The sequence below is a fragment of the Nocardiopsis sp. LOL_012 genome, from assembly GCF_048060475.1.
Taxonomy (GTDB): domain Bacteria; phylum Actinomycetota; class Actinomycetes; order Streptosporangiales; family Streptosporangiaceae; genus Nocardiopsis.
Window position 1 is genome coordinate 91,487 of the sequence record NZ_JBHMIV010000014.1, and the last position, 18,888, is coordinate 110,374.

The following is an 18,888-nucleotide window of genomic DNA, read 5'->3' on the forward strand; positions in this document are numbered from 1 at the left end:
CCGTCTGCCGACGCCACCCTGCACGGTTTGCTCCGAAGCCGGGCCGATCACCGTCCCGGCGCTGTGGCCCTGCGCGCCCCCGGGCGCGCGGACCTCACCTACGCCGCCCTCCTGAGGAGGGTCGAGGAGATCGGCTCGGCCCTGAACACGGCCGGGCTGGGCCGTGGACACAGGATCGCCTTCGTGCTGCCCAACGGACCCGAAATGGCGGTCGCCTACCTCGGTATCGCGGCGTACGCGCAGAGCGCACCGCTCAACCCCTCGTACACCCCCTCTGAACTCGACTTCTACCTCTCCGACATGCGGGCCGACGCCCTGGTCCTCCTGGAGGGGTCGAGCGCCCCCGCCCGGGACGTCGCGCGTGCACACGGCATCACCGTCATCGACCTGATCGCGGACCCCAGCGGTCCCGCGGGCGGCTTCACGCTGCGGTGCGAGCCACGGACGGACCCGTCCCCACCGGTGTCGGGCCCCGCACTCCCCGACGAGACGGCCCTGCTCCTGCACACGTCCGGTACCACGTCGCGGCCCAAACTGGTGCCGTTGACGCACCGAAACCTGTGTGTCGCCGCAGGCCACACCCGTGACGCGTTCCGGCTCGGCGAGCGGGACCTGTGCCTGAACTTCATGCCCCTGTTCCACGCCCACGGCCTGACCAGCACCCTGCTGGCCGCTCTGTCCGGAGGCGGGGGCGTGGTCTGCACTCCCGGTTTCTCGGACACGGACGTCTTCGGCTGGCTGGCCGAGTTCCGCCCGACCTGGTTCACGGGGGTGCCCACCATGCACCAGGCGCTCCTCGCCGGAGCGGGGGAGCACGGTGACGTGCTCGCCGCCGCCGACCTGCGGTTCATCCGATCCGCGTCGGCCCCCCTCCCCGCACAGGTCCTGAACGCGCTGGAGGAGGCCTTCGCGACCCCGGTGATCGAGGCCTACGGTATGACCGAGGCGGGGTCGCTGGTGACGAGCAACCCGCTGCCGCCGGGTGCCCGCAAGACCCGGTCTGTGGGTGTCCCGGTCGGTGGCGCGGTGGCGATTCTCGACGGGAGCGGCCGACGGCTCGGCTCCGGTGAATCCGGGGAGATCGCCATCCGCGGAGCCAACGTCACGGCCGGCTACGAGAGGAACCCCGAAGCCAACCGGGCGTCCTTCACCGACGGCTGGTTCCGCACGGGCGACGAGGGCTACGTCGACGGGGACGGCTACCTGTTCATCGTCGGGCGGACCAAGGAGATCATCAACAGGGGCGGGTCGAAGGTCTCTCCCTCGGAGGTCGACGAGGTCCTGTCCGGGCATCCGGACATCGCATCCGTGGCCGCCTACGGGGTCGAGCACCCCACCCTCGGCGAGGACGTGGCAGCGGCGGTGGTCCTCCGTTCCGGTACCTCTCCCACCGAGACGGAGATCCGAGCCTTCGCGGCCGAACGGTTGGCCGACTACAAGGTGCCGAACCGCGTCCACTTCGTGAATGAGGTACCCAAGGGGCCCACCGGAAAGATCCAGCGGCTCCGCCTTGCCGAGCTCATGGCGGAGCGGGCCGCCGCCTCGTCGGGACCCAAGCCCGCCGGCCCGGAGCAGGAGAGGGTCGCCCGGCTGTGGGCGCAGGTCCTGGGCGACGACGGTTTCGGCATCGACGACAACTTCTTCGACCTCGGCGGCAACTCCCTGATGCTGGCCAGGGTCGCCGCCGGGCTGAGCGAGCAGACCGGCGCGGAGATCTCCACCGTCACGCTGACGATGTACCCCACCCTTCGGTCCTTGGCCTCCTACCTGGCCGGGACCGGCCAGTCCTCGGCGGCCCCCTCCGAAGCCGAACGGGCCCGCCACCTCGACCAGGGCAAGAACCGGCTCCTCCGTCAGCGCCGGCTCACGACACGCCAGGAGAGCGACAGGAAGGGAACGCGTTGACTCACGACCTGACCAGGGCCGGGTACACCGGTCTGGAAATCGCGGTCATCGGCATGGCCTGTCGTTTCCCCGGGGCCGCCGGGCCAGCCGAGTTCTGGCTCAACCTGAGTAGCGGCACCGAGTCCATCACCCGCTACTCGGACAAGGAGCTCTCCGCGGCCGGCGTCGGCAGGCGGCTCCTCCAGGACCCGGGGTACGTGCCCGCCGGAGGGCACCTGGAGGGGAGCGACCGGTTCGACGCGGCCTTCTTCGGCATCAACCCCAAGGAAGCCGACAGGATGGACCCCCAGCACCGGATCCTCCTTGAGTGTTCCTGGGAGGCGCTGGAGGATTCCGGACACGACCCCACCGCGCTCGCCGGTCCGGTCGCCGTCTACGCGGGGTCCTACTACAACACCTACGTCGACAACCTCGTGAGCGCTGACGACGATGATCCGGCGGCGCTCTTCGCGCGCAACATCGCCAACGAGAAGGACTACCTGGCCACCCGGATCGCCTACAAGCTGGATCTGACGGGCCCGGCGGTGACCGTGCAGACGGCCTGCTCAACCTCCCTCGTCGCGGTCCACCTCGCCTGTCAGTCGCTGCTCAGCGGCGCCTGCGAGGTCGCTCTGGCCGGGGGCGCGACAGTCCGCGCCCAACAGGGCGGATACCTGTTCCAGCCGGACGGCATCTTCTCCTCCGACGGCCACTGCCGCTCCTTCGACGCGCGGGCGGAGGGCACCGTGCCGGGCAACGGCGCGGGCATGGTCGTGCTCAAGCGCCTTGAGGACGCGCTGAGCGACGGTGACCACGTTCGCGCCGTGATCAGGGGTTCCGCCGTCGGCAACGACGGAGCGGACCGGGTCGGGTTCACCGCACCCGGAGTCGCGGGCCAGGCCAGGGTGGTCAGCGAGGCTCTGACCATGGCCGAGGTCGATCCCGCCACCCTCGGCTACATCGAGGCCCACGGCAGCGCCACACCGCTCGGTGACCCGATCGAGGTGGAGGCGCTCACCCGCGTCTTCCACGCGGCGGGAGCGCACGACACGCGGTGCGCGCTCGGTTCGGTGAAGAGCAACATCGGCCACACCCACGCTGCGGCCGGGGTGGCCGGGCTCATCAAGACGGTCCTCGCCCTGCAACACGGCCGGATCCCGCCGAGCCTGCACTTCGACCAGCCCAACCCCCGGATCGACTTCGACGCCACCCCGTTCCATGTGAACTCGCGCCTGACCGCTTGGCCTGACGGAGCCACACCGCGCCGCGCCGGGGTCAGCTCCTTCGGGATGGGCGGTACCGGAGCCCATGTCGTCCTGGAGGAGGCCCCGAGGCCCGCCGCCGCGCGCGAGCGCGGGCGAGCGTGGCGGGTGTGCCCTGTCTCGGCGCGCACTCCGGAGGCACTGGAGGCCGCCACCGACCGTCTCGCCGACCACCTGGCGGCCCACCCGGACCTGCCTTTGGCGGACGTGGCCCGCACCCTCCAGACCGGACGCGCCGACTTCCCGCACCGGCGGTTCGTCCTGGCACAGGACACCTCCTCGGCCGCCGAGGCGCTGAAGGGACGCGACCACACCCGTGTGTGGACCGGTTCGGAGGCCGGAAGGTCCGTCGCCTTCGTCTTTCCCGGCCTGGGCGAGCAGCGCCCGGGCATGGGCGCGGAGCTGTACCGGACCGAGCCGGTGTTCCGCGCCGAGGTCGACCGCTGCGCGGAGGCCCTCCGCCCGCAGCTCGGCGTCGATCTGCGCGTCCTCATGTACGACCGGGACGGGTCCGCTCCGGAACCCTCCGGACGGCCGAACCTGCGCGCCATGCTCGGTCGGGGCACGGCCCCGTCCGCCTCCTCGGAACTCGACCGCACACTGTACGCCCAGACCGCGACCTTCGTCACCGAGTTGGCGCTCGCACGGCTCTGGGAGTCCAAGGGGATCCGGCCGGGCGCGCTGATCGGATACAGCATCGGAGAGTACGTCGCCGCCTGTCTGGCCGGTGTGCTCAGCCGTGAGGACGCGCTGTTCCTCGTCGCCGACCGCGCACGGCTGATCGACTCCCTGCCGGGCGGGGCGATGCTGGCCGTACCCCTCTCCGAGGAGCGGGTGCGCTCCCTCATCCCCGCGAGTCTCTCGGTGGCCGCGGTGAACGGCCCCTCGCTCAGTGTGGTGGCCGGCCCGGGGGAGGCGGTCTCCGGCTTCGCCGCGTATCTGGAGGGTGAGGGTGTGGCGGCGCGTTCCCTGCGCACGACCCACGCCTTTCACTCCCACATGATGGACCCGATCGCGGACGAGTTCGCCGAGCTCGTCAAGGGTGTGACGTTGAACAGGCCGGAGGTCCCCTACGTCTCCAACGTCACTGGCGACTGGGTGACCGGCGACGAGGTGACCGACCCCGCCTACTGGGGGCGTCACATGAGACAGCCCGTACGGTTCGCCGACGGGGTCAGCCGACTGTGGGAGGACAGCGGGCGCCTGCTGCTGGAGATCGGCCCCGGACAGGCCCTCACCAGTGTCGCGCTCCAGACACGCCCGCGCGACGGGCGCCCCGAACCGGGTGCCCTCGCCAGTCTGCCGGGAGAGTACGAACGCCAGTCCGAGCAGCGCTTCATGAGCACCACCATCGGGAAGCTCTGGCTCGCGGGGGTCGAACTGGACTGGCCCCGAGCGCAGCCGGAGCCGGAGGCCTCCCGCGTACCCCTCCCCCCGTACCCGTTCGAGAGGCGGCGCCACTGGGTCGACCCCGCTCCCGCCGCCTCCGGGCGAACCGTCCCGGACCAGGCCTCCCCGGCCAGAAAGTCCGACATCGCGGACTGGTTCGACGTTCCGGTCTGGGAGCCGCTTCCGCCGCACCCCGCGGTCGCGGAGGAGGGGGAACGCGATCCCCGGACCTGGATCGTCCTCACCGATGGCACCGGGTTGGGAAAGCGCATCATGGACCGGATCGCGGACAGCGGGCGCCGTGTCGTGTCCGTCCGCCCGGGCGGGGCGTGGCGGCGGCTGTCGCCGGACGCCTACGAGATCCCCCCCACGGACGCCGAGGGTTACCGGCGGTTGCTGCGGGAGGCGGCCGACGGTACGGACGGCCTCTCACCGCGCATCGTCCACATGTGGACGGTCGGCTCCGGCCGCACCGTCGAGGAGGTCCTGGAACTCGGGTTCCACAGCCTGGTCGCCCTGGGCCGGGCACTCGCCGAGGCGGGCGGCGCGTCCGCGGACATCGCCGTCGTCACCGACGGGGCCCACTCCGTGGTCGGTGACGAGGCCGTCGCACCGGAGAAGGCCACCGTCGCCGGTCCATGCCTGGTCCTGCCGTTGGAGCAGCCGGGCACCGCCTGCCGGAGCATCGACGTCGGACCCGCACACGAGGGCCGGTGGAACGGGGCCGGGACGGCCGCTCTGTTCGCGGAGCTGACCACCGGCTCGGACAGGCCCTTCACGGCCTTGCGGGGAAGCCGGCGGTGGTACCGGTCCCACCTCGGGGTGCGCGTCGTACCCGCACGGGGTCGCGGGGGCGGCTTGCGGGACCGGGGCGTCTACCTCATCACCGGTGGCCTCGGCGCGATGGGCCTGACCCTCGCCCGCCATCTGGTGGACACGGTCAGGGCCCGGATCGTACTGGTCGGCCGCACCCCCCTGCCGCCGCGCGGAACGTGGCGGCGGTGGCTCGACGAGCACCCCGCCGACGACACGACCGGATCGCGTATCCGCGCCGTCCTGGACCTGGAGGAGGCCGGGGGGGAGGTGCTCGTGGCCACCGCCGACATCACCGACGAGCGGTCGGTGCGCGACTGCGCGGACCTGGCCGTCGAACGCTTCGGGGCGGTGCACGGTGTCATCCACGCCGCCGGTGTCCCCGGAGGCGGGCTGATCCAGCTCAAGAACGCACGGGCAGCCGAGGACGTGCTGGCGCCGAAGGTCCGGGGAAGTCTGCTGATGGACGCCCTCGCCCGGGACCTGGACGTCGACTTCCTGGCGCTGTGTTCCTCCACGCTGGCGCTGACGGGAGCCGTCGGGCAGGTCGACTACACGAGCGCCAACGCCTTCGAGGACGCGCTCGCGCAACGCAACGAAGCCCTGGGAGGGCCGAGGACGGTCTCCATCAACTGGGACGGCTGGCAGGGAGGGGGCATGGCGGTCAGGGCCATGGGCGGGCCCGGCCCCGAAGCCTCCGGGACCGGATCCGTCGACCATCCCCTCCTGCACCGGTGCCTGGTCGCCACCGAGCACCGAGCCGTCTACGAGGCCGCGCTCGATGTGGCGACCTCCTGGCTCATCGACGAGCACCGCATGGCCGGCAACGCGGTCGTACCGGGTACCGGACACCTGGAGATGGCCAGGGCGGCCTACGAGCACCAGTTCGGCCAGGGACGGACCGTTCTGCGCGACGTCACCTTCTTCGCTCCGGTGGTCGTCGATGAGCACGACGGGCGTGAGCTGCGGATCGTCCTGGAGAAGGACCGGACCCCGGTACGGTTCGTCGTCATCAGCCGCCGTGCGGGAGGGCCGGAGGGCGAGAACCCCTGGGTGACACACTCCAGCGGGCTGCTGGAACCGCTCGGGCCGGTCGAACCGCGCAGGCACGATGTGGCGGCCCTGATCCGCGACGCGGGCATGAGCGACCTGGGCCGTCTCGAACACACCGGCCCCATGGGCTTCGGCGGGCGCTCGCGCTGTCTGGAGCGGGTGCACCTCGGCGAGACGGAGGCCCTCGCCGAACTCGAACTCCCGGACCGGTTCGCCTCCGACCTCGAACACATGGACCTCCACCCCTCGCTGCTCGACCTCGCGGCCGGGTTCTTCGGCATGAACCTGGCACAGGAGTTCCGCATCCCGATCTCCTACGGACGGCTGGAACTGCTCGCGCCCCTGCCGGCGCGGCTCTTCAGCCACCACCGGTTCAGGGAGGCCGACCGGCCCGGCAAGGAGATCTTCACCTCGGACGTCGTCCTGATGGACACGGACGGACGGGAGGTCGCCCTGATCGAGGGCTTCGTGCTCAAAAAGGCCTCCGATCTCGAAGGGCGGCTCCGAGCGCTGCGCGAGGACACCTTCGACGAGGTCGAGCACTACGCCTATGAACGGGTGGCCGAGACGTCGGACACCCCGGTAGGGCCGGGAGGGGTGCCGCTCGAACACCTCGCGTACGGCATCCGGCCGGAGGAGGGGGCGGAGGCCTTCCACCGCTTGCTCGACTCCGGACTGGGGCCCCAGGTGGTGGTGGCGGCCAAGGACCTCGGCGCCGTGATGGCCGACATCGCGGCCAGAGGGGTCGGCTCGGATCCCGCCCCCCGGGCGGTGCCCGAGATCCACCACCGCCCCACGTCGCTCACCGGGTACGAGGCCCCCCGAGACGAGACCGAGGCCGCGCTGGCCCGCATCTGGCAGGACCTGCTGGGCATCGACCGTGTCGGCGTGCACGACGGTTTCTTCGAGCTCGGGGGCCACTCGCTCCTCGGCCTCCAGTTCGTCAACCGCGTCCGGCGAGAGCTCGGCGCGGAGGTCTCACTGAGCACGCTCTTCGATGCGCTGACCGTCGCGGAACTGGCCAAGGCCCTGGTGGCACAGGGTGAACAGTCATCGACAACCCAAGGAGTGGAGTGAACATGCGACCCCTGAAGACGATCGGTGTCGTGGGTGCGGGAGTGATGGGGACCGGCGTCGCCCAGACCCTGGCACAGACAGGCCACACGGTTCTCCTCGTCGACCGTGACGACACGATTCTCGGTGAGGCGGAGCGCGCCATCCGTCAGGCACTGCGCTTCAGCGGGCTCCTCGGGGGGCGGCGGCCCCTGGAGGACCGTGACACCGTGCTCAAGCGGATCTCCTTCACCCCCGAGTACGAGGGCTTCGAGACCGCCGACTTCGTCATCGAGAACGTCACCGAGGACGAGTCGGTCAAGAAGGGGGTCTACGGGCGCCTCGACGCCGTGACCCGGTCCGGCTGCGTCTTCGCCGCCAACACGTCGGTCATCCCGATCACGCGCATCGCCTCCTGGACCTCAAGGCCGGCGGACGTCCTGGGCATGCACTTCATGAACCCGGTGCCGCTCAAACCGTCCGTCGAGGTGATCCGCGGCCACCACACCTCCGAGGAGACCCTGGAGACCGCTCACACGCTCCTGGGCCAGATGGAGAAGAAGGGGGTCGTCGTGAAGGACTCCCCGGGGTTCGTCAGCAACCGCGTGCTCATGCTCACCGTCAACGAGGCGGTCTTCCTCCTCCAGGAGGACGTCGCGCGTGCCGCCGACGTCGACAAGATCTTCAAGGAGTGCTTCGGACACACGATGGGACCGCTGGAGACGGCGGATCTCATCGGACTGGACACCATTCTCCAGTCCATCGAGGGGCTCCACACCGCCTTCGGCGACAGCAAGTACCGCCCCTGCCCGCTCCTGGGCCGCATGGTCGACGCGGGGCTGTTGGGGCGCAAGAGCGGCCAGGGGTTCTACAGCTACGCCACCACCGCCTGAACCACGACCGCGACCAGTGGAGGACGCATGACCGACCACAAGCCCGAGATCAGGAAGTTCTTCTCCCAGTTCTTCGAGGAAGCCCGGCTCGGCGACGACGAGGACATCTTCGCCGCCGGATTCGTCAACTCGCTCTTCATCACGCAACTCGTGGTCTTCGTCGAGACCCACTTCGGTGTGACCGTGGAGGACGAGGACCTGGAGATCGAGAACTTCAACACCCTCGGGGCCATCGATGCGCTGATCGGGAGAAAGCAGGCTGCTCACGCGGCTTCGCAGTGACCGGACCCGTCCGAGTAGGGGGAAGATGTTCATCACGGTAGGCCTCGCTCCCGATCTGGAAGAGGAGCGGGCGGAGCTCGCGACGTTCGTACACGACCGGATCAGTCCGTTCGCCGACGCATGGGACCGTGCGGAGCGGGTGCCCAGGGAGTTCGTCTCGGAGCTCGCCGAACGCGGCTACCTGGGTGCGGCGGTACCCGGGGAGTACGGGGGCGGCTCATTGGACGCGGCCTCGTTCGGCCTGCTGAACGAGGAGCTCGGCAGGGGCTGCTCGTCGGTGCGCAGTCTGTTGACCGTGCACAGTATGGTCGCCCAGGCGGTCTCCCGATGGGGACGCCCCGAGCAGAAGGAGTACTGGCTGCCCCGCTTCGCGAGCGGGGAGTCGATAGGAGCGTTCGCGCTCACCGAGCCCGGGGCGGGAAGCGACGTTCAGGGGATCGCCGCACAGGCGCGGCGCACCGGCACCGGCTTCGTGCTCGACGGTGTCAAGAGATGGATCACCTTCGGCCAGATCGCCGATGTCTTCCTCCTCTTCGCCGAGGTGGAGGAGGCCAAGGCGGCCTTCCTGGTTCCCGCCGACACCCCCGGCCTCACGGTGCGTCCGATCTCCGGGGTGCTCGGGACGAGGGCCTCCATGCTGGCCGAACTTCACCTGGACGGCTGTGCGCTTCCCGCCGACGCGATGGTGGGCCGCCCCGGGTTCGGGCTGTCGGCGGTGGCCGCGACCGCTCTGGAACTGGGCAGGTACAGCGTCGCGTGGGGGTGCGTCGGTCTGGCCCAGGCCTGCCTCGACGCCTCGCTCGCCTACGCGGACGAGCGTGAGCAGTTCGGCCGCAGGCTCCGCGACCACCAACTGGTCCAGCGGTTGATCACGGATATGGCCACCGGTACGAGCGCGGCGCGGCTGCTGTGCCAGCAGGCGGGGGCGCTGCGCGACGCGCGGGACGTTCGGAGCGTGCACGCGACCTGGATGGCCAAGTACTTCTCCTCCACGTCCGCGTTCCGCGCCGCCTCGGACGCGGTCCAGATCCTGGGTGCCAGCGGTTGCGGCGGCGAGCATCCCGTGCAGCGCTACCTCAGGGACGCCAAGGTCATGGAGATCATCGAGGGCACCACCCAGCTTCAGCAGACGGTCATCGCCGAGTCCGTCTACCACCACAGGACCCCGGTCCGGCGCGAAGAACAGCAGACGAAGACCATGACGGGAGCGCGACGATGACCCAGAACGCTGTGGGACCAGAGGACGGGCGGGCCGCACCGAAGACCGTCAAGTGCGTCGTCTGGGACCTGGACAACACCGTGTGGGACGGCGTCCTCCTGGAGGACGGGCCGGTTCCGCTGCGTCCCGGCGTCCGCGAGACGATCGAGGAGCTGGACCGGCGCGGCATCCTGCACTCCGTGGCCAGCCGCAACGACAGGGAGGCGGCGACCGAGGCACTGCGCGGGCACGGACTCCTCGACTACTTCCTCGTGCCGCAGATCGGTTGGGGGAGGAAGTCCGCGTCGGTTCGCGCGATCGCCGAGTCGCTCAACCTCGGGCTGGACGCCTTCGCCTTCGTCGATGACGACGGGTTCGAACGCGAGGAGGTCGCCTTCGAGCTACCGCAGGTCCTCTGTGTCGATGCGTTGGAAGCCGCCGATCTGCCCGCCAGGGCGGCGTTCAACCCGCGGTTCATCACCGAGGACTCCGCGAACAGAAGGCTGATGTACCGGGCCGACCAGGTGCGTCAGAACGTCGAGGACGAATTCGCCGGCCCCCAGGAGGCCTTCCTGGCCACACTGGACATGCGCCTCAGCATCTCTCATGCCAAGGAGGAGGACCTCAAACGCGGTGAGGAGCTCACCGTCCGGACCAACCAGCTCAACACCACCGGCTACACCTATTCCTACGAGGAACTCGACGCGTTTCGCAGGTCGCCGGACCACGAGTTGCTCGTCGCGCGGCTGGAGGACCGCTACGGACCCTACGGCACGATCGGCCTGATCCTGCTCAGCCTCGACGGGGACGTGTGGACGATCAAGCTCCTGCTGATGTCGTGCCGGGTGATGTCCCGGGGCGTGGGTTCCATCGTGATCACCTACCTGCGGCGGCGCGCGCGGGAGGCGAACGCGCGACTCCAAGCGGAGTACCTGCCCAACGGACGCAACCGGATGATGTTCGTGACCTACAAGTTCTCCCGCTTCAAGGAGATCGGCCGCGAGGGGGACCTGGTCCGCCTTGAGGCCGACCTCGATTCCCTCCAGCCCTACCCCGACTACGTGCGGCTGGACCTGCCGGAGGGGGAGTGATGACCGCGTCGGCGACCGGCCGGTGGGTGGTACGGCCCCGAACCGTCGAGGGAGCCGGACTCAGGGTTCTGTGCATCGCCTACGCGGGTGGGGGAAGCGCCGTCTTCAACTCCTGGCCGGACGGTCTTCCCGCGGACGTGGAGATCTGCGCCGTCCAGCTCCCCGGACGCGGGTCCCGGATGCTCCAGCGCCCCTTCACCAGGACCACCGATCTGATCCCGGTCCTGGGGGAGAAGGCGGCCCCCTACCTCGACGGGCCGTTCGTCCTTTTCGGGCACAGTATGGGGGCGCTGATCTCCTTCGAGCTGGCCCGCTGGCTGCGTGCGAACGGCCTGAACCAGCCGCTGCACCTGTTCGTCTCGGCCAGGCGGGCTCCGCAGCTCCCGCACGACCACCCGACCGTGCACGAGCTGTCCGACGCGCGACTCGTGGAAGAGCTGCGCCGGCTCGGTGGAACGCCGGAGGAACTGCTCGCCGACGAGCGTGCGCTGCGGTTGCTCCTACCTGGGATCCGGGCCGATTTCGAACTCAACGACTGCTATGGATACCGGCCCGAACCGGCTCTGGAGTGCCCGATCACCGCCTATGGGGGCAGGGGGGACGACCGTGTGGACATCGAGGGCCTGTCCGCGTGGAGGGAGCAGACGTCGGGCCCCTTCGACCTCCGATTGTTCGACGGGGGGCATTTCTTCATACACTCCGCTCAGGGGCCCTTGCTCTCCGCGTTCCGAGAGGACTTGAGGCGGGTGATGGCGCCCGTGAGGACACAGACCCCCCAGGGATCCCCCTCCCCGTGCCCGGCAGCCCCCCGACCACCGCAGAGAGCCCTTGATGCCTGATCTCGACGCCCTCCTCCTCTTCGCCCTGGCCGCGCTGGTCCTGCTCGTCACACCCGGGCCGTCCGTTCTCTACGTCACCTCCCGCACCATCGACCAGGGCAGGTCCGCGGGCTTCGCGTCCACGCTCGGGCTGGCGGTCGGCGATCTGATCCAGGTGTCCGCCGTGGTCCTGGGGATCTCGGCGCTGGTGGCGTCCTCGCCGACCGCCTTCGAGGTCGTCAAGTACGCCGGTGTCGCCTATCTGGTCTGGCTCGGGCTGCGCAGGCTGTTCACGCCCGACCAGGACGCCGGGGACGAGTCGGTGTCGCAGGGGCGGGTCCCGTACGGGAGGCTGTTCAGGGACGGTGTCATGGTCAACGCGCTCAACCCCAAGAGCACACTGTTCTTCCTCGCGCTCTTCCCCTCATTCGTGGACTCCTCCCGGGGGAGCACGTGGCTGCAGACGTTGACTCTGGGTCTCGTCTTCGTGTCGATCGGTGTGCTCACCAACGGCGGCTGGGCGCTGTTCAGTTCTTTTCTGAGGGACCTGTTGAAGAGGAGCACGGTTTTTCGCCGGAGCCAGCGATACGTGGTGGCGGGAACGTTCTTCCTCTTGGCGGGGGTGGCCCTGACGGCGGGTTTCGGGGGGTAGCGCCCGCTGGGGTGCGGATGCCCCCTGACACCCGCACCCGGTACCGCCCTTCACCGGGGCGCAGCCGCCGCCGGGGGTGTCCCCGCTACCCGACGAACCCGCCGAGGGAGTCGAGTACTTCCGCCCATCCGTCGTGGAAGCTCCCGTCGCCCTCGAACCCTTCGACACCGCGCAGGTCGAACGTCATGCGCGTGCCCTCGGAAACCGGTTCGAGGGTGACGGTGACGACGGGGGTGTCGTCCGGGTCGCCGTCCGGGTGGCCCCAGGTGAAGGCCAGGCGCTCGAACGGCACGAGTTCGCGGTACACGCCGCCGGTGACCACCTTCTCGCCGGTGGCGTCGTTGACCATCGTGTACGTGTAGCGGCCGCCCACCCGCGTGTCCATCTCCACGGTCTCCCGGGGCGTGCTGGTGCCGCGCGGGTGCCACCACTGCGCCGCGGAGCCGGGGTCGGTCCAGGCCTTCCAGACCTCCTCGGGGGTGGCGTCGAACGTGCGGACGAGTATGAGGCCCTTGGACGTGTCGATCATCGCTGCTCTCCTTCTCCGTCGTCGGTTGCGCGGCCGCGTTCGCGGCGGTTGCTGAGGTGTTCGTCGAGCCGGTCGAACCGCTCGGTCCAGTCGGCGCGCTGCCGCTCGATCCATGCCGCCGCCTCGTCCAGGCAGAGGGGGGCGAGCGAGCAATCGGTCCACTGCCCTCTGCGGTCCCGTGTCACGAGCCCCGCCCTCTCCAGCACCGTCAGGTGCTGGGAGACGGCGGCCCTACTCACCGGGTAGTGCTCCGCCAGGTCGCTCACCGTGAGGGAACCGCCGCGGAGCCGCGTCAAGATGTCGCGGCGCGTCGGGTCCGCCAACGCGGCGAACTCCATGCTGAGTCGGTCCCGGGCTGTCATGTAAGTACCTTCTTACCGTAAGCAAGTACTTACACGTTAGTTTGAGGGATGGGGCCGGTCAAGGGGCGTCGTCCTCCGGGCGCGTCGTGCACCGACGGCGAACCGACCTCGTGGCGTAGCGTCATCGACGTGGACCTGGTCGGGGTGATCGGTGGCCTGAGCAAGCCCATCGCCACCACCGAGAACATCTGCTGCCAGTACTGAGGCACTTTGAAGGGGGTCGGGCGTGGCTGGGGACACGATGTTGGCGGCACTGCACGGAGAACTGGCGGTGCACCCCCGGTACACACCGGGCGCCGCCCGCTCCGACGCCTACAGCCTGTTCCTCGCCCGGTCCTCGGCCATGGCCTGGCTCACCGAGGCCGCGTCCGGTACCCCGGGCGGCCTCTGGGGCATGAACGACGCCGGACAGGACGCCGGTACCGGTGCTGCGCACACGATGACGCGCAGACTGTGGTTCCCGGTATCGCTGACCACCTGTGGAACGGTCCCGGCCACCACCGGGTGAGTATCGACGGAACGGTCGCCGAGTGGTCTTTGGACGCCCTGGGGTGGCTGGTCGCGTTCGTGGTCGAGGCCGGTGCGCAGCACGGACTCCGGACCCCGCTGGTCATCACGGTCCGGGCTCTGTGACGTATGCGTGGAGCCGACCAGGCATGGTTCTGGGATCCCGGGTGGTGGCACGGTGGGCGGGAGGCCGACGGGCAGGTCGCCGTAGGCGGGACCGAGGGGTTCGGGACGGTCTCGTGCCAGGGTCGTGCCAGTCTGGGCCCGAACATGAAGAGACCTGGGGCTTCTCTCGCTTTCGCGATGCGAGAAGCCCCAGGTCGGAGCGCGGAGGATCGGGGATTTGAACCCCGGAGAGCGTTGCCGCTCAAGCGCATTAGCAGCCCGATAATTGAATATCTTATGGTGTCGCACCATACTGCGACGTGCCGTTTCTTCCGGTCGAATGGCATTCCACATGTCGCCTCGTGATGCCACGTACCAGCTGGTTTGTGTTTCGAGTGTGCCAGGGTGCACCGAAATTGGTCTAGTGTCCGCCGGTCGCGTGCATGTGGTCAGCATTTCACTGACGCTCAGTAGTCAACATTGCTGAGGGGTTGGGGGTCTGGTAGTGAAAGGCTGCCCACTTGGGGTCGAGGTCGAAGATCGAGGATGGCAGCAGTGAGCAGGCTGGCCGCTCACCCCTCGGGGTCTGCGAGCGAACTCGCTCCGAGCTGCTTGTACGGCTGTCGAGAGCATCTGACTACGGATCAGACGCTCTTTCTCCGAAGTACTGCTGGGGGCCGGGGGAGCAAACAGGGTGGTACGTCTCTTGCGCCCTTTCCAGGAAATGGAAAGGGGGAACGTTTAAATGCGGTGCGGACTCGGCCGTCGAAAGTTCTTCGAGTGAGGATTTCTGGCGTCTCTCATGGCGTGGGCCGCTTTGGTCCGCCGTGGTCTACGCGACTGAGTGGCTGGTTCCGGGTGTGGTCAGGCTCGTACGGTCTTGTACGCGCGAAACGCGCGGGGAGAGGACTTGGACCATTCTGGTACGCCCCGGTCCAGACATGGTTCACACGTGCACGGCTGATCTTGACAGGGGTCGAGCCCACCAGACCACCGCCGCGCTGGTCGTGGTGCTTCACGGGGAGGAACGACCTGGTGAACCGTCCCCAACTGTTCGCACGCCAGGTACCGCCCCAGTCGTGCTGCTCGTTGACGTAGTGCCTTCTGAGTAGGCCGTCCTTGCGTGGTCCGAGCCTGCAGCCGCCCTGTTCAGAGTCGTACGGCCGTGCTGAGGGATCGTTGCTCGCCAACGAAGCGATGTGAAATTTTCTTGCGCGAAACTGAAGTGAAAGGTGTAGGGTTTCGGTAGTCACTGAAGTCCTGTGAGAGGAGCGTGGAGGCGTGGGCATCCCCCCTTACTCGTGGAGCACCGACCGGTTCGGTGAGTACGCGCCGCAGCTACAAGGTGCCATCGGTCGCTCCCTGGCCGAGACCCAGGACGCCGCTCACGAAGCTCACTCCGTAGGACGGTCCACGCATGGCTTCACCGCAGGTGCCGCACGTATGACCAACCAGTTCGACCGGCTCTTGGACCACGTGATGGAGCTTGGGATCCCGGACACCTTCACCGTCCAGCCCAAGGGAGCCTTCTATCGGCTGGTCGTTGTCCAGGGAGCTCTGCTGTTCCCCTACCATGACGGCTCGACCCACCGAGCAGAGCCCTCGAGCACGTGGCCCAAGCCGACCGTGTCCCAGGTGGTTAAGGAGCTGTTCTCATTCGCGGGCGCTTCCTCATGGATACAGGAGAGCCTTGAGGGGCTGGATGTGCGAACCGAGGACGAGGTGACGTTGCGCCCGGGGCTGGCGGATCTGCCTGACGACACACGCTTGGTCCTGATCCCCTACACCATGAATCTGTCCGGTCTACTGCAGGCGTGGTGGGGTGAGGCGGTCCTGGTGGATGACCAGGGAAGCCTGGAGTGGAAGAGTGGCCCCGAGGAGCTGCCGCTGCTGACGGCGGATGAGCGCACGGGGACGCGTCCTTTCGAGTCCGTCGATCAGCCTCGTGCGCAGGAGCGCTTCGACAGTGGCGACCTGCCCGAGGTCCTGCTGTCCGCGCGCTCGGTTAGCGATCGTCAGCTCGGTATCGCACCCATGACCGAACGCCAGACGAACGAACCGAAGTCCCAGGACAATGACGAGGACTGACCAACCCAGACTTCCGGGCACTGAGCCCGGAAACACCACTCCCCAAGCGGTGTCGGACGCCTTCGACTCCGCGCGGCTCACCCAGGCACGCCAGCTCAAAGCCATGACCAAGAAGGAGGTCGCCGAGCTCATCGGTGTCAGCCCTGCCGCCGTGGGCCAGTACGAAACAGGGACCACGCGCCCGCGGCCGGACCTGATCCCCAGGCTCGCCAGGGCCTTGGACGTGCCCCAGACTTTCTTCCTGGTCGGCCGCCCCCACGGCAAACTCGACGCGTCCATGGCGCACTTCCGCAGTCTGCGCAAGACATCCAGCTTCAAGCGCGACCAGGCCGTCAGTTACGTCAGTCAGATCTGGGAACTCACCCATGCGCTGGAAAAGCGCGTCCAGTTGCCCCTGGTCGACCTGCCGGGCTTCAGCGGGGGGGAGATCCATCCGGGTACCGAACTACCGGGAGAGCCGGCCGCCGCGGCCGCTGAGCTGCGCCGCCGCTGGGGACTGGGTACTGGGCCGGTGAAGCACCTGGTGCGGTTGATGGAGTCCCGAGGCATCGTCGTCGTCAGCCCTCCGGGAACGGATGCTGAGAACGCGACCGTGGACGCTTTCTCCACTTGTCGACTGCCGCGGCCTCTGGTGGTCCTGACCTCGAACCGGTCCGATGACGTGTACCGGCATCGATTCACCGCGGCCCATGAGCTGGGGCATCTGGTGCTGCATGCCGACGTGACCCCCGGTGACCGGAAGCAGGAGAGGGAGGCGGACGCCTTCGCCGCCGAGTTCCTCACACCCAAACACAGCATCCAGCCCCTCTTGCCGAACCGAGTGGACTTCGCGCGGCTCACCGATGTGCAACGCACGTGGGGTGTTTCGGTCTCCTCGTTGATCTACAGGTGCCGTGAACTGGGGCTACTCTCCGACGCCACGGTCAGCCGTGCCTATAAGCGACTGAACCAGTTGAAGGACCAGCCAGGATTCACCTCAGAGCCGGTCAGTGGCTATCCGGGGGAACAACCGGTCCTGTTGAGCCAGGCATTCGATCTGGCTGTGTCCTCGGCCGGGCTGAGTATGCACGAGCTCGCCACAGAGCTCGCCTGGAAGCCCGCGCGCGTGCGTGAGCTGCTGGGCGTACCGGACTATCGGCCGGTCCTCAGGCTCGTACCGTCCCAAGAGGAGTCGAACGCCGCGCAAGCGCACGGGTGACCCGCGTACCAGCGGTATTCGTCGGCTCACCGCCCGTCGGCACTGTTTCATCCCGGTTCTTTCGAGGATCCGGGATGTATCTCTCAATGGAAATGCGTATCTTGGCATTGGTGCCGGTCTTTTCGCTGGGTCATGTGACGAAGGGGGAAGATTCGGGTCACCTGAGGGGTGCGCGTTTTTGAGTGTGCGACATTACTGGTTGTGGCTGCTCCGAATGACGCAAGGCGTGCTGGGTCTGGGGGAGTGATGGACTACGACGAGTTGAACCGCCTACGGGAGCGTGATCCGGGGTGGCGATTACTGCGCGCGGACTCCGCGCCGATGGTGATCACTTTCCTCCACAGGGTCTTCGTGGAACAGAACATCCGGACCATCGAATCAGGGCGCCTCGTCGAGTTGCTCGACGACGAGCTCTACGCGCTCAACGAGAGACTGGGCGAACGGAGGTACCCGAAGGCTTCCAAGGCCTACGTGGACGACTGGACACACCCCGATCGGGGATGGCTGAGGAAGTTCTATCCGGAGCAAGGCGATCTTCCGCACGTCGAACTGGTTCCGTCCGTGGAACGCGCGCTGCGGTGGGTCGACTCCCTCCGGGACAACGGAGGGTTCATCGGGACCGCTTCCCGGTTGAGTTCGATCTTCACCTTGCTCCGCGAGCTCGTTCATGGCACCGAGGAAGACCCTGAGGTGCACTTGGAGCGCCTGCAGCGGGAAAGGATCGCTCTCGAGCAGCGGATCGAGCGCGCCCGACGTGGCCAGGTCGAAGTCTTGGATGACCTTGCTGTTCGGGAGCGGTACCAGCAGTTGTCCGACACAGCGCGGCAGCTGCTCTCGGACTTTCGTGCGGTGAAACAGAACTTTCGCAACCTGGACCGTGAGCTGCGCGAACGCATCGCGCGATGGGACAGTGCCAAGGGCGATCTCGTCGCCCAGTTGGTCGGTGACCGCGACGCGATCGCCGACTCCGACCAGGGCCGCAGCTTCCAGGCGTTCTACGACCTTCTGATGTCCCCAAACAGGCAACACGAGCTGACCGAGTTGCTGGGGCGGGTCCAGGAACTGGAGGCGGTGTCGGACCCGGACCCACGCCTACGGCGAATCAACCACGACTGGCTTGACGCCGCTGAGGACACTCAGGCAACGGTCCGCAGTCTGTCCTCCCAGCTGAGACGGTTCCTCGACGACCAGGCATGGGCGGAGAACCGGCGTGTCGTGGAGCTGTCCAAACGGATCGAACAACACGCGATCTCCCTACGTGGGGACATCGGCAACGCCCCGGGGATGGAGATCGCCTCACCTGCCCCGACCCTGGTGCTTCCCTTCGAGCGTCCGATGTACAAGCGGCGCCACAAAGCCCCTATCGAGTCTGACTCCGTCCAACTGGCCGACGACGACATCGACATGAGTGCCCTGTTCGCACGATCCCGAGTCGATCGGCGGCAGCTGGCTGGCAATGTCTGGTCGCTGCTGCGATCGGCTCAACAGGTGAGTCTCACGACGGTGGTGGACCGCTTCGGTCTGGAGATGGGCCTGGCAGAGCTGGTCGGATACCTCTCGTTGCTCGACCCCCGGTTCGAGGTGGTGTTCGACCCCCAGCGCCGTGCCACGGTCACCTGGGTTGAGAACCACGACCGTGAACGTACCGCCGACCTCCCGGTCGTGGTCTTCACCCGTGCCCGCACGTTCGTCTCTTTGGCCGAGGAGTAGC

16 protein-coding genes are annotated in these 18,888 nt (G+C 68.3%); 14 read left to right on the plus strand and 2 right to left on the minus strand.

Going from position 1 to position 18,888, the window contains the following annotated elements; genetic code table 11:
- Window positions 1-27 precede the first annotated feature (27 nt).
- Genes ACFHWE_RS11520 through ACFHWE_RS11555 form a run of 8 tightly spaced genes read left to right on the plus strand, consistent with a single transcriptional unit; the run spans window position 28 to window position 12,388 of the window.
- Window positions 28-1,905: a non-ribosomal peptide synthetase gene (locus ACFHWE_RS11520; RefSeq protein ID WP_416600996.1), complete on the plus strand. Its 1,878-nt coding sequence runs from the start codon at window positions 28-30 to the stop codon at window positions 1,903-1,905.
- Complete coding sequence (locus tag ACFHWE_RS11525; protein WP_416600999.1) at window positions 1,902-7,478, plus strand: beta-ketoacyl synthase N-terminal-like domain-containing protein; 5,577 nt, start codon at window positions 1,902-1,904, stop codon at window positions 7,476-7,478. Before ACFHWE_RS11520 ends, ACFHWE_RS11525 begins: the two co-directional genes overlap by 4 nt.
- Before the next feature lie 2 nt (window positions 7,479-7,480).
- Window positions 7,481-8,347: a 3-hydroxyacyl-CoA dehydrogenase family protein gene (locus ACFHWE_RS11530; RefSeq protein WP_416601001.1), complete on the plus strand. Its 867-nt coding sequence runs from the start codon at window positions 7,481-7,483 to the stop codon at window positions 8,345-8,347.
- Window positions 8,348-8,374: 27 nt separating this feature from the next.
- Window positions 8,375-8,629, plus strand: coding sequence for an acyl carrier protein (locus ACFHWE_RS11535; protein ID WP_416601004.1), 255 nt, complete (start codon window positions 8,375-8,377; stop codon window positions 8,627-8,629).
- A gap of 25 nt (window positions 8,630-8,654) precedes the next feature.
- Window positions 8,655-9,848, plus strand: a complete 1,194-nt coding sequence (locus ACFHWE_RS11540) for an acyl-CoA dehydrogenase family protein (RefSeq protein WP_416601006.1) — start codon at window positions 8,655-8,657, stop codon at window positions 9,846-9,848.
- Window positions 9,845-10,918: an HAD-IIIC family phosphatase gene (locus ACFHWE_RS11545; RefSeq protein ID WP_416601008.1), complete on the plus strand. Its 1,074-nt coding sequence runs from the start codon at window positions 9,845-9,847 to the stop codon at window positions 10,916-10,918. The genes ACFHWE_RS11540 and ACFHWE_RS11545 overlap by 4 nt, the downstream gene beginning before the upstream one ends.
- Window positions 10,918-11,757, plus strand: a complete 840-nt coding sequence (locus ACFHWE_RS11550) for a thioesterase II family protein (protein ID WP_416601010.1) — start codon at window positions 10,918-10,920, stop codon at window positions 11,755-11,757. The genes ACFHWE_RS11545 and ACFHWE_RS11550 overlap by 1 nt, the downstream gene beginning before the upstream one ends.
- The gene (locus tag ACFHWE_RS11555; protein WP_416601011.1) at window positions 11,750-12,388 is read left to right on the plus strand and encodes a LysE family translocator; all 639 of its coding nucleotides are present in this window, start codon (window positions 11,750-11,752) and stop codon (window positions 12,386-12,388) included. Before ACFHWE_RS11550 ends, ACFHWE_RS11555 begins: the two co-directional genes overlap by 8 nt.
- A gap of 85 nt (window positions 12,389-12,473) precedes the next feature.
- Here ACFHWE_RS11555 and ACFHWE_RS11560 read toward each other — a convergent pair whose 3' ends face one another.
- A complete protein-coding gene (locus ACFHWE_RS11560; RefSeq protein WP_416601012.1) occupies window positions 12,474-12,917 on the minus strand; it encodes an SRPBCC family protein in 444 nt (147 codons plus the stop codon).
- Entirely contained in the window at window positions 12,914-13,279 is a 366-nt protein-coding gene (locus ACFHWE_RS11565) for an ArsR/SmtB family transcription factor (protein WP_416601013.1), read from the minus strand. Before ACFHWE_RS11565 ends, ACFHWE_RS11560 begins: the two co-directional genes overlap by 4 nt.
- Before the next feature lie 48 nt (window positions 13,280-13,327).
- On the opposite strand from ACFHWE_RS11565, the gene ACFHWE_RS11570 reads away from it, so the two are divergent.
- From ACFHWE_RS11570 to ACFHWE_RS11595, 6 genes are all read left to right on the plus strand, one after another.
- A complete protein-coding gene (locus tag ACFHWE_RS11570; protein ID WP_416601015.1) occupies window positions 13,328-13,483 on the plus strand; it encodes a hypothetical protein in 156 nt (51 codons plus the stop codon).
- Between the two features lie 22 nt (window positions 13,484-13,505).
- Window positions 13,506-13,787 (plus strand): hypothetical protein, encoded by a 282-nt coding sequence (locus tag ACFHWE_RS11575; protein ID WP_416601016.1) that lies wholly within the window; start codon window positions 13,506-13,508, stop codon window positions 13,785-13,787.
- The gene (locus ACFHWE_RS11580; protein WP_416601017.1) at window positions 13,784-13,912 is read left to right on the plus strand and encodes a hypothetical protein; all 129 of its coding nucleotides are present in this window, start codon (window positions 13,784-13,786) and stop codon (window positions 13,910-13,912) included. Before ACFHWE_RS11575 ends, ACFHWE_RS11580 begins: the two co-directional genes overlap by 4 nt.
- 1,422 nt (window positions 13,913-15,334) lie before the next feature.
- A complete protein-coding gene (locus ACFHWE_RS11585) occupies window positions 15,335-15,979 on the plus strand; it encodes a hypothetical protein (RefSeq protein WP_416601018.1) in 645 nt (214 codons plus the stop codon).
- Window positions 15,980-16,028: 49 nt separating this feature from the next.
- Window positions 16,029-17,177: a helix-turn-helix domain-containing protein gene (locus ACFHWE_RS11590; RefSeq protein WP_416601019.1), complete on the plus strand. Its 1,149-nt coding sequence runs from the start codon at window positions 16,029-16,031 to the stop codon at window positions 17,175-17,177.
- 246 nt (window positions 17,178-17,423) lie between these two features.
- Window positions 17,424-18,887: a DUF3375 domain-containing protein gene (locus tag ACFHWE_RS11595; protein ID WP_416601021.1), complete on the plus strand. Its 1,464-nt coding sequence runs from the start codon at window positions 17,424-17,426 to the stop codon at window positions 18,885-18,887.
- Window position 18,888: the final 1 nt, after the last annotated feature.

Bases quoted from the DNA above. Each gene is read 5' to 3' on its own strand.
- ACFHWE_RS11535 (WP_416601004.1), top strand. From the start codon at position 8,375: ATGACCGACCACAAGCCCGAGATCAGGAAGTTCTTCTCCCAGTTCTTC.
- ACFHWE_RS11585 (WP_416601018.1), top strand. From the start codon at position 15,335: ATGACCAACCAGTTCGACCGGCTCTTGGACCACGTGATGGAGCTTGGG.
- ACFHWE_RS11545 (WP_416601008.1), top strand. From the start codon at position 9,845: ATGACCCAGAACGCTGTGGGACCAGAGGACGGGCGGGCCGCACCGAAG.
- ACFHWE_RS11595 (WP_416601021.1), top strand. From the start codon at position 17,424: ATGGACTACGACGAGTTGAACCGCCTACGGGAGCGTGATCCGGGGTGG.
- ACFHWE_RS11540 (WP_416601006.1), top strand. From the start codon at position 8,655: ATGTTCATCACGGTAGGCCTCGCTCCCGATCTGGAAGAGGAGCGGGCG.
- ACFHWE_RS11565 (WP_416601013.1), bottom strand. From the start codon at position 13,279: ATGACAGCCCGGGACCGACTCAGCATGGAGTTCGCCGCGTTGGCGGAC.
- ACFHWE_RS11570 (WP_416601015.1), top strand. From the start codon at position 13,328: ATGGGGCCGGTCAAGGGGCGTCGTCCTCCGGGCGCGTCGTGCACCGAC.
- ACFHWE_RS11530 (WP_416601001.1), top strand. From the start codon at position 7,481: ATGCGACCCCTGAAGACGATCGGTGTCGTGGGTGCGGGAGTGATGGGG.
- ACFHWE_RS11550 (WP_416601010.1), top strand. From the start codon at position 10,918: ATGACCGCGTCGGCGACCGGCCGGTGGGTGGTACGGCCCCGAACCGTC.
- ACFHWE_RS11555 (WP_416601011.1), top strand. From the start codon at position 11,750: ATGCCTGATCTCGACGCCCTCCTCCTCTTCGCCCTGGCCGCGCTGGTC.
- ACFHWE_RS11560 (WP_416601012.1), bottom strand. From the start codon at position 12,917: ATGATCGACACGTCCAAGGGCCTCATACTCGTCCGCACGTTCGACGCC.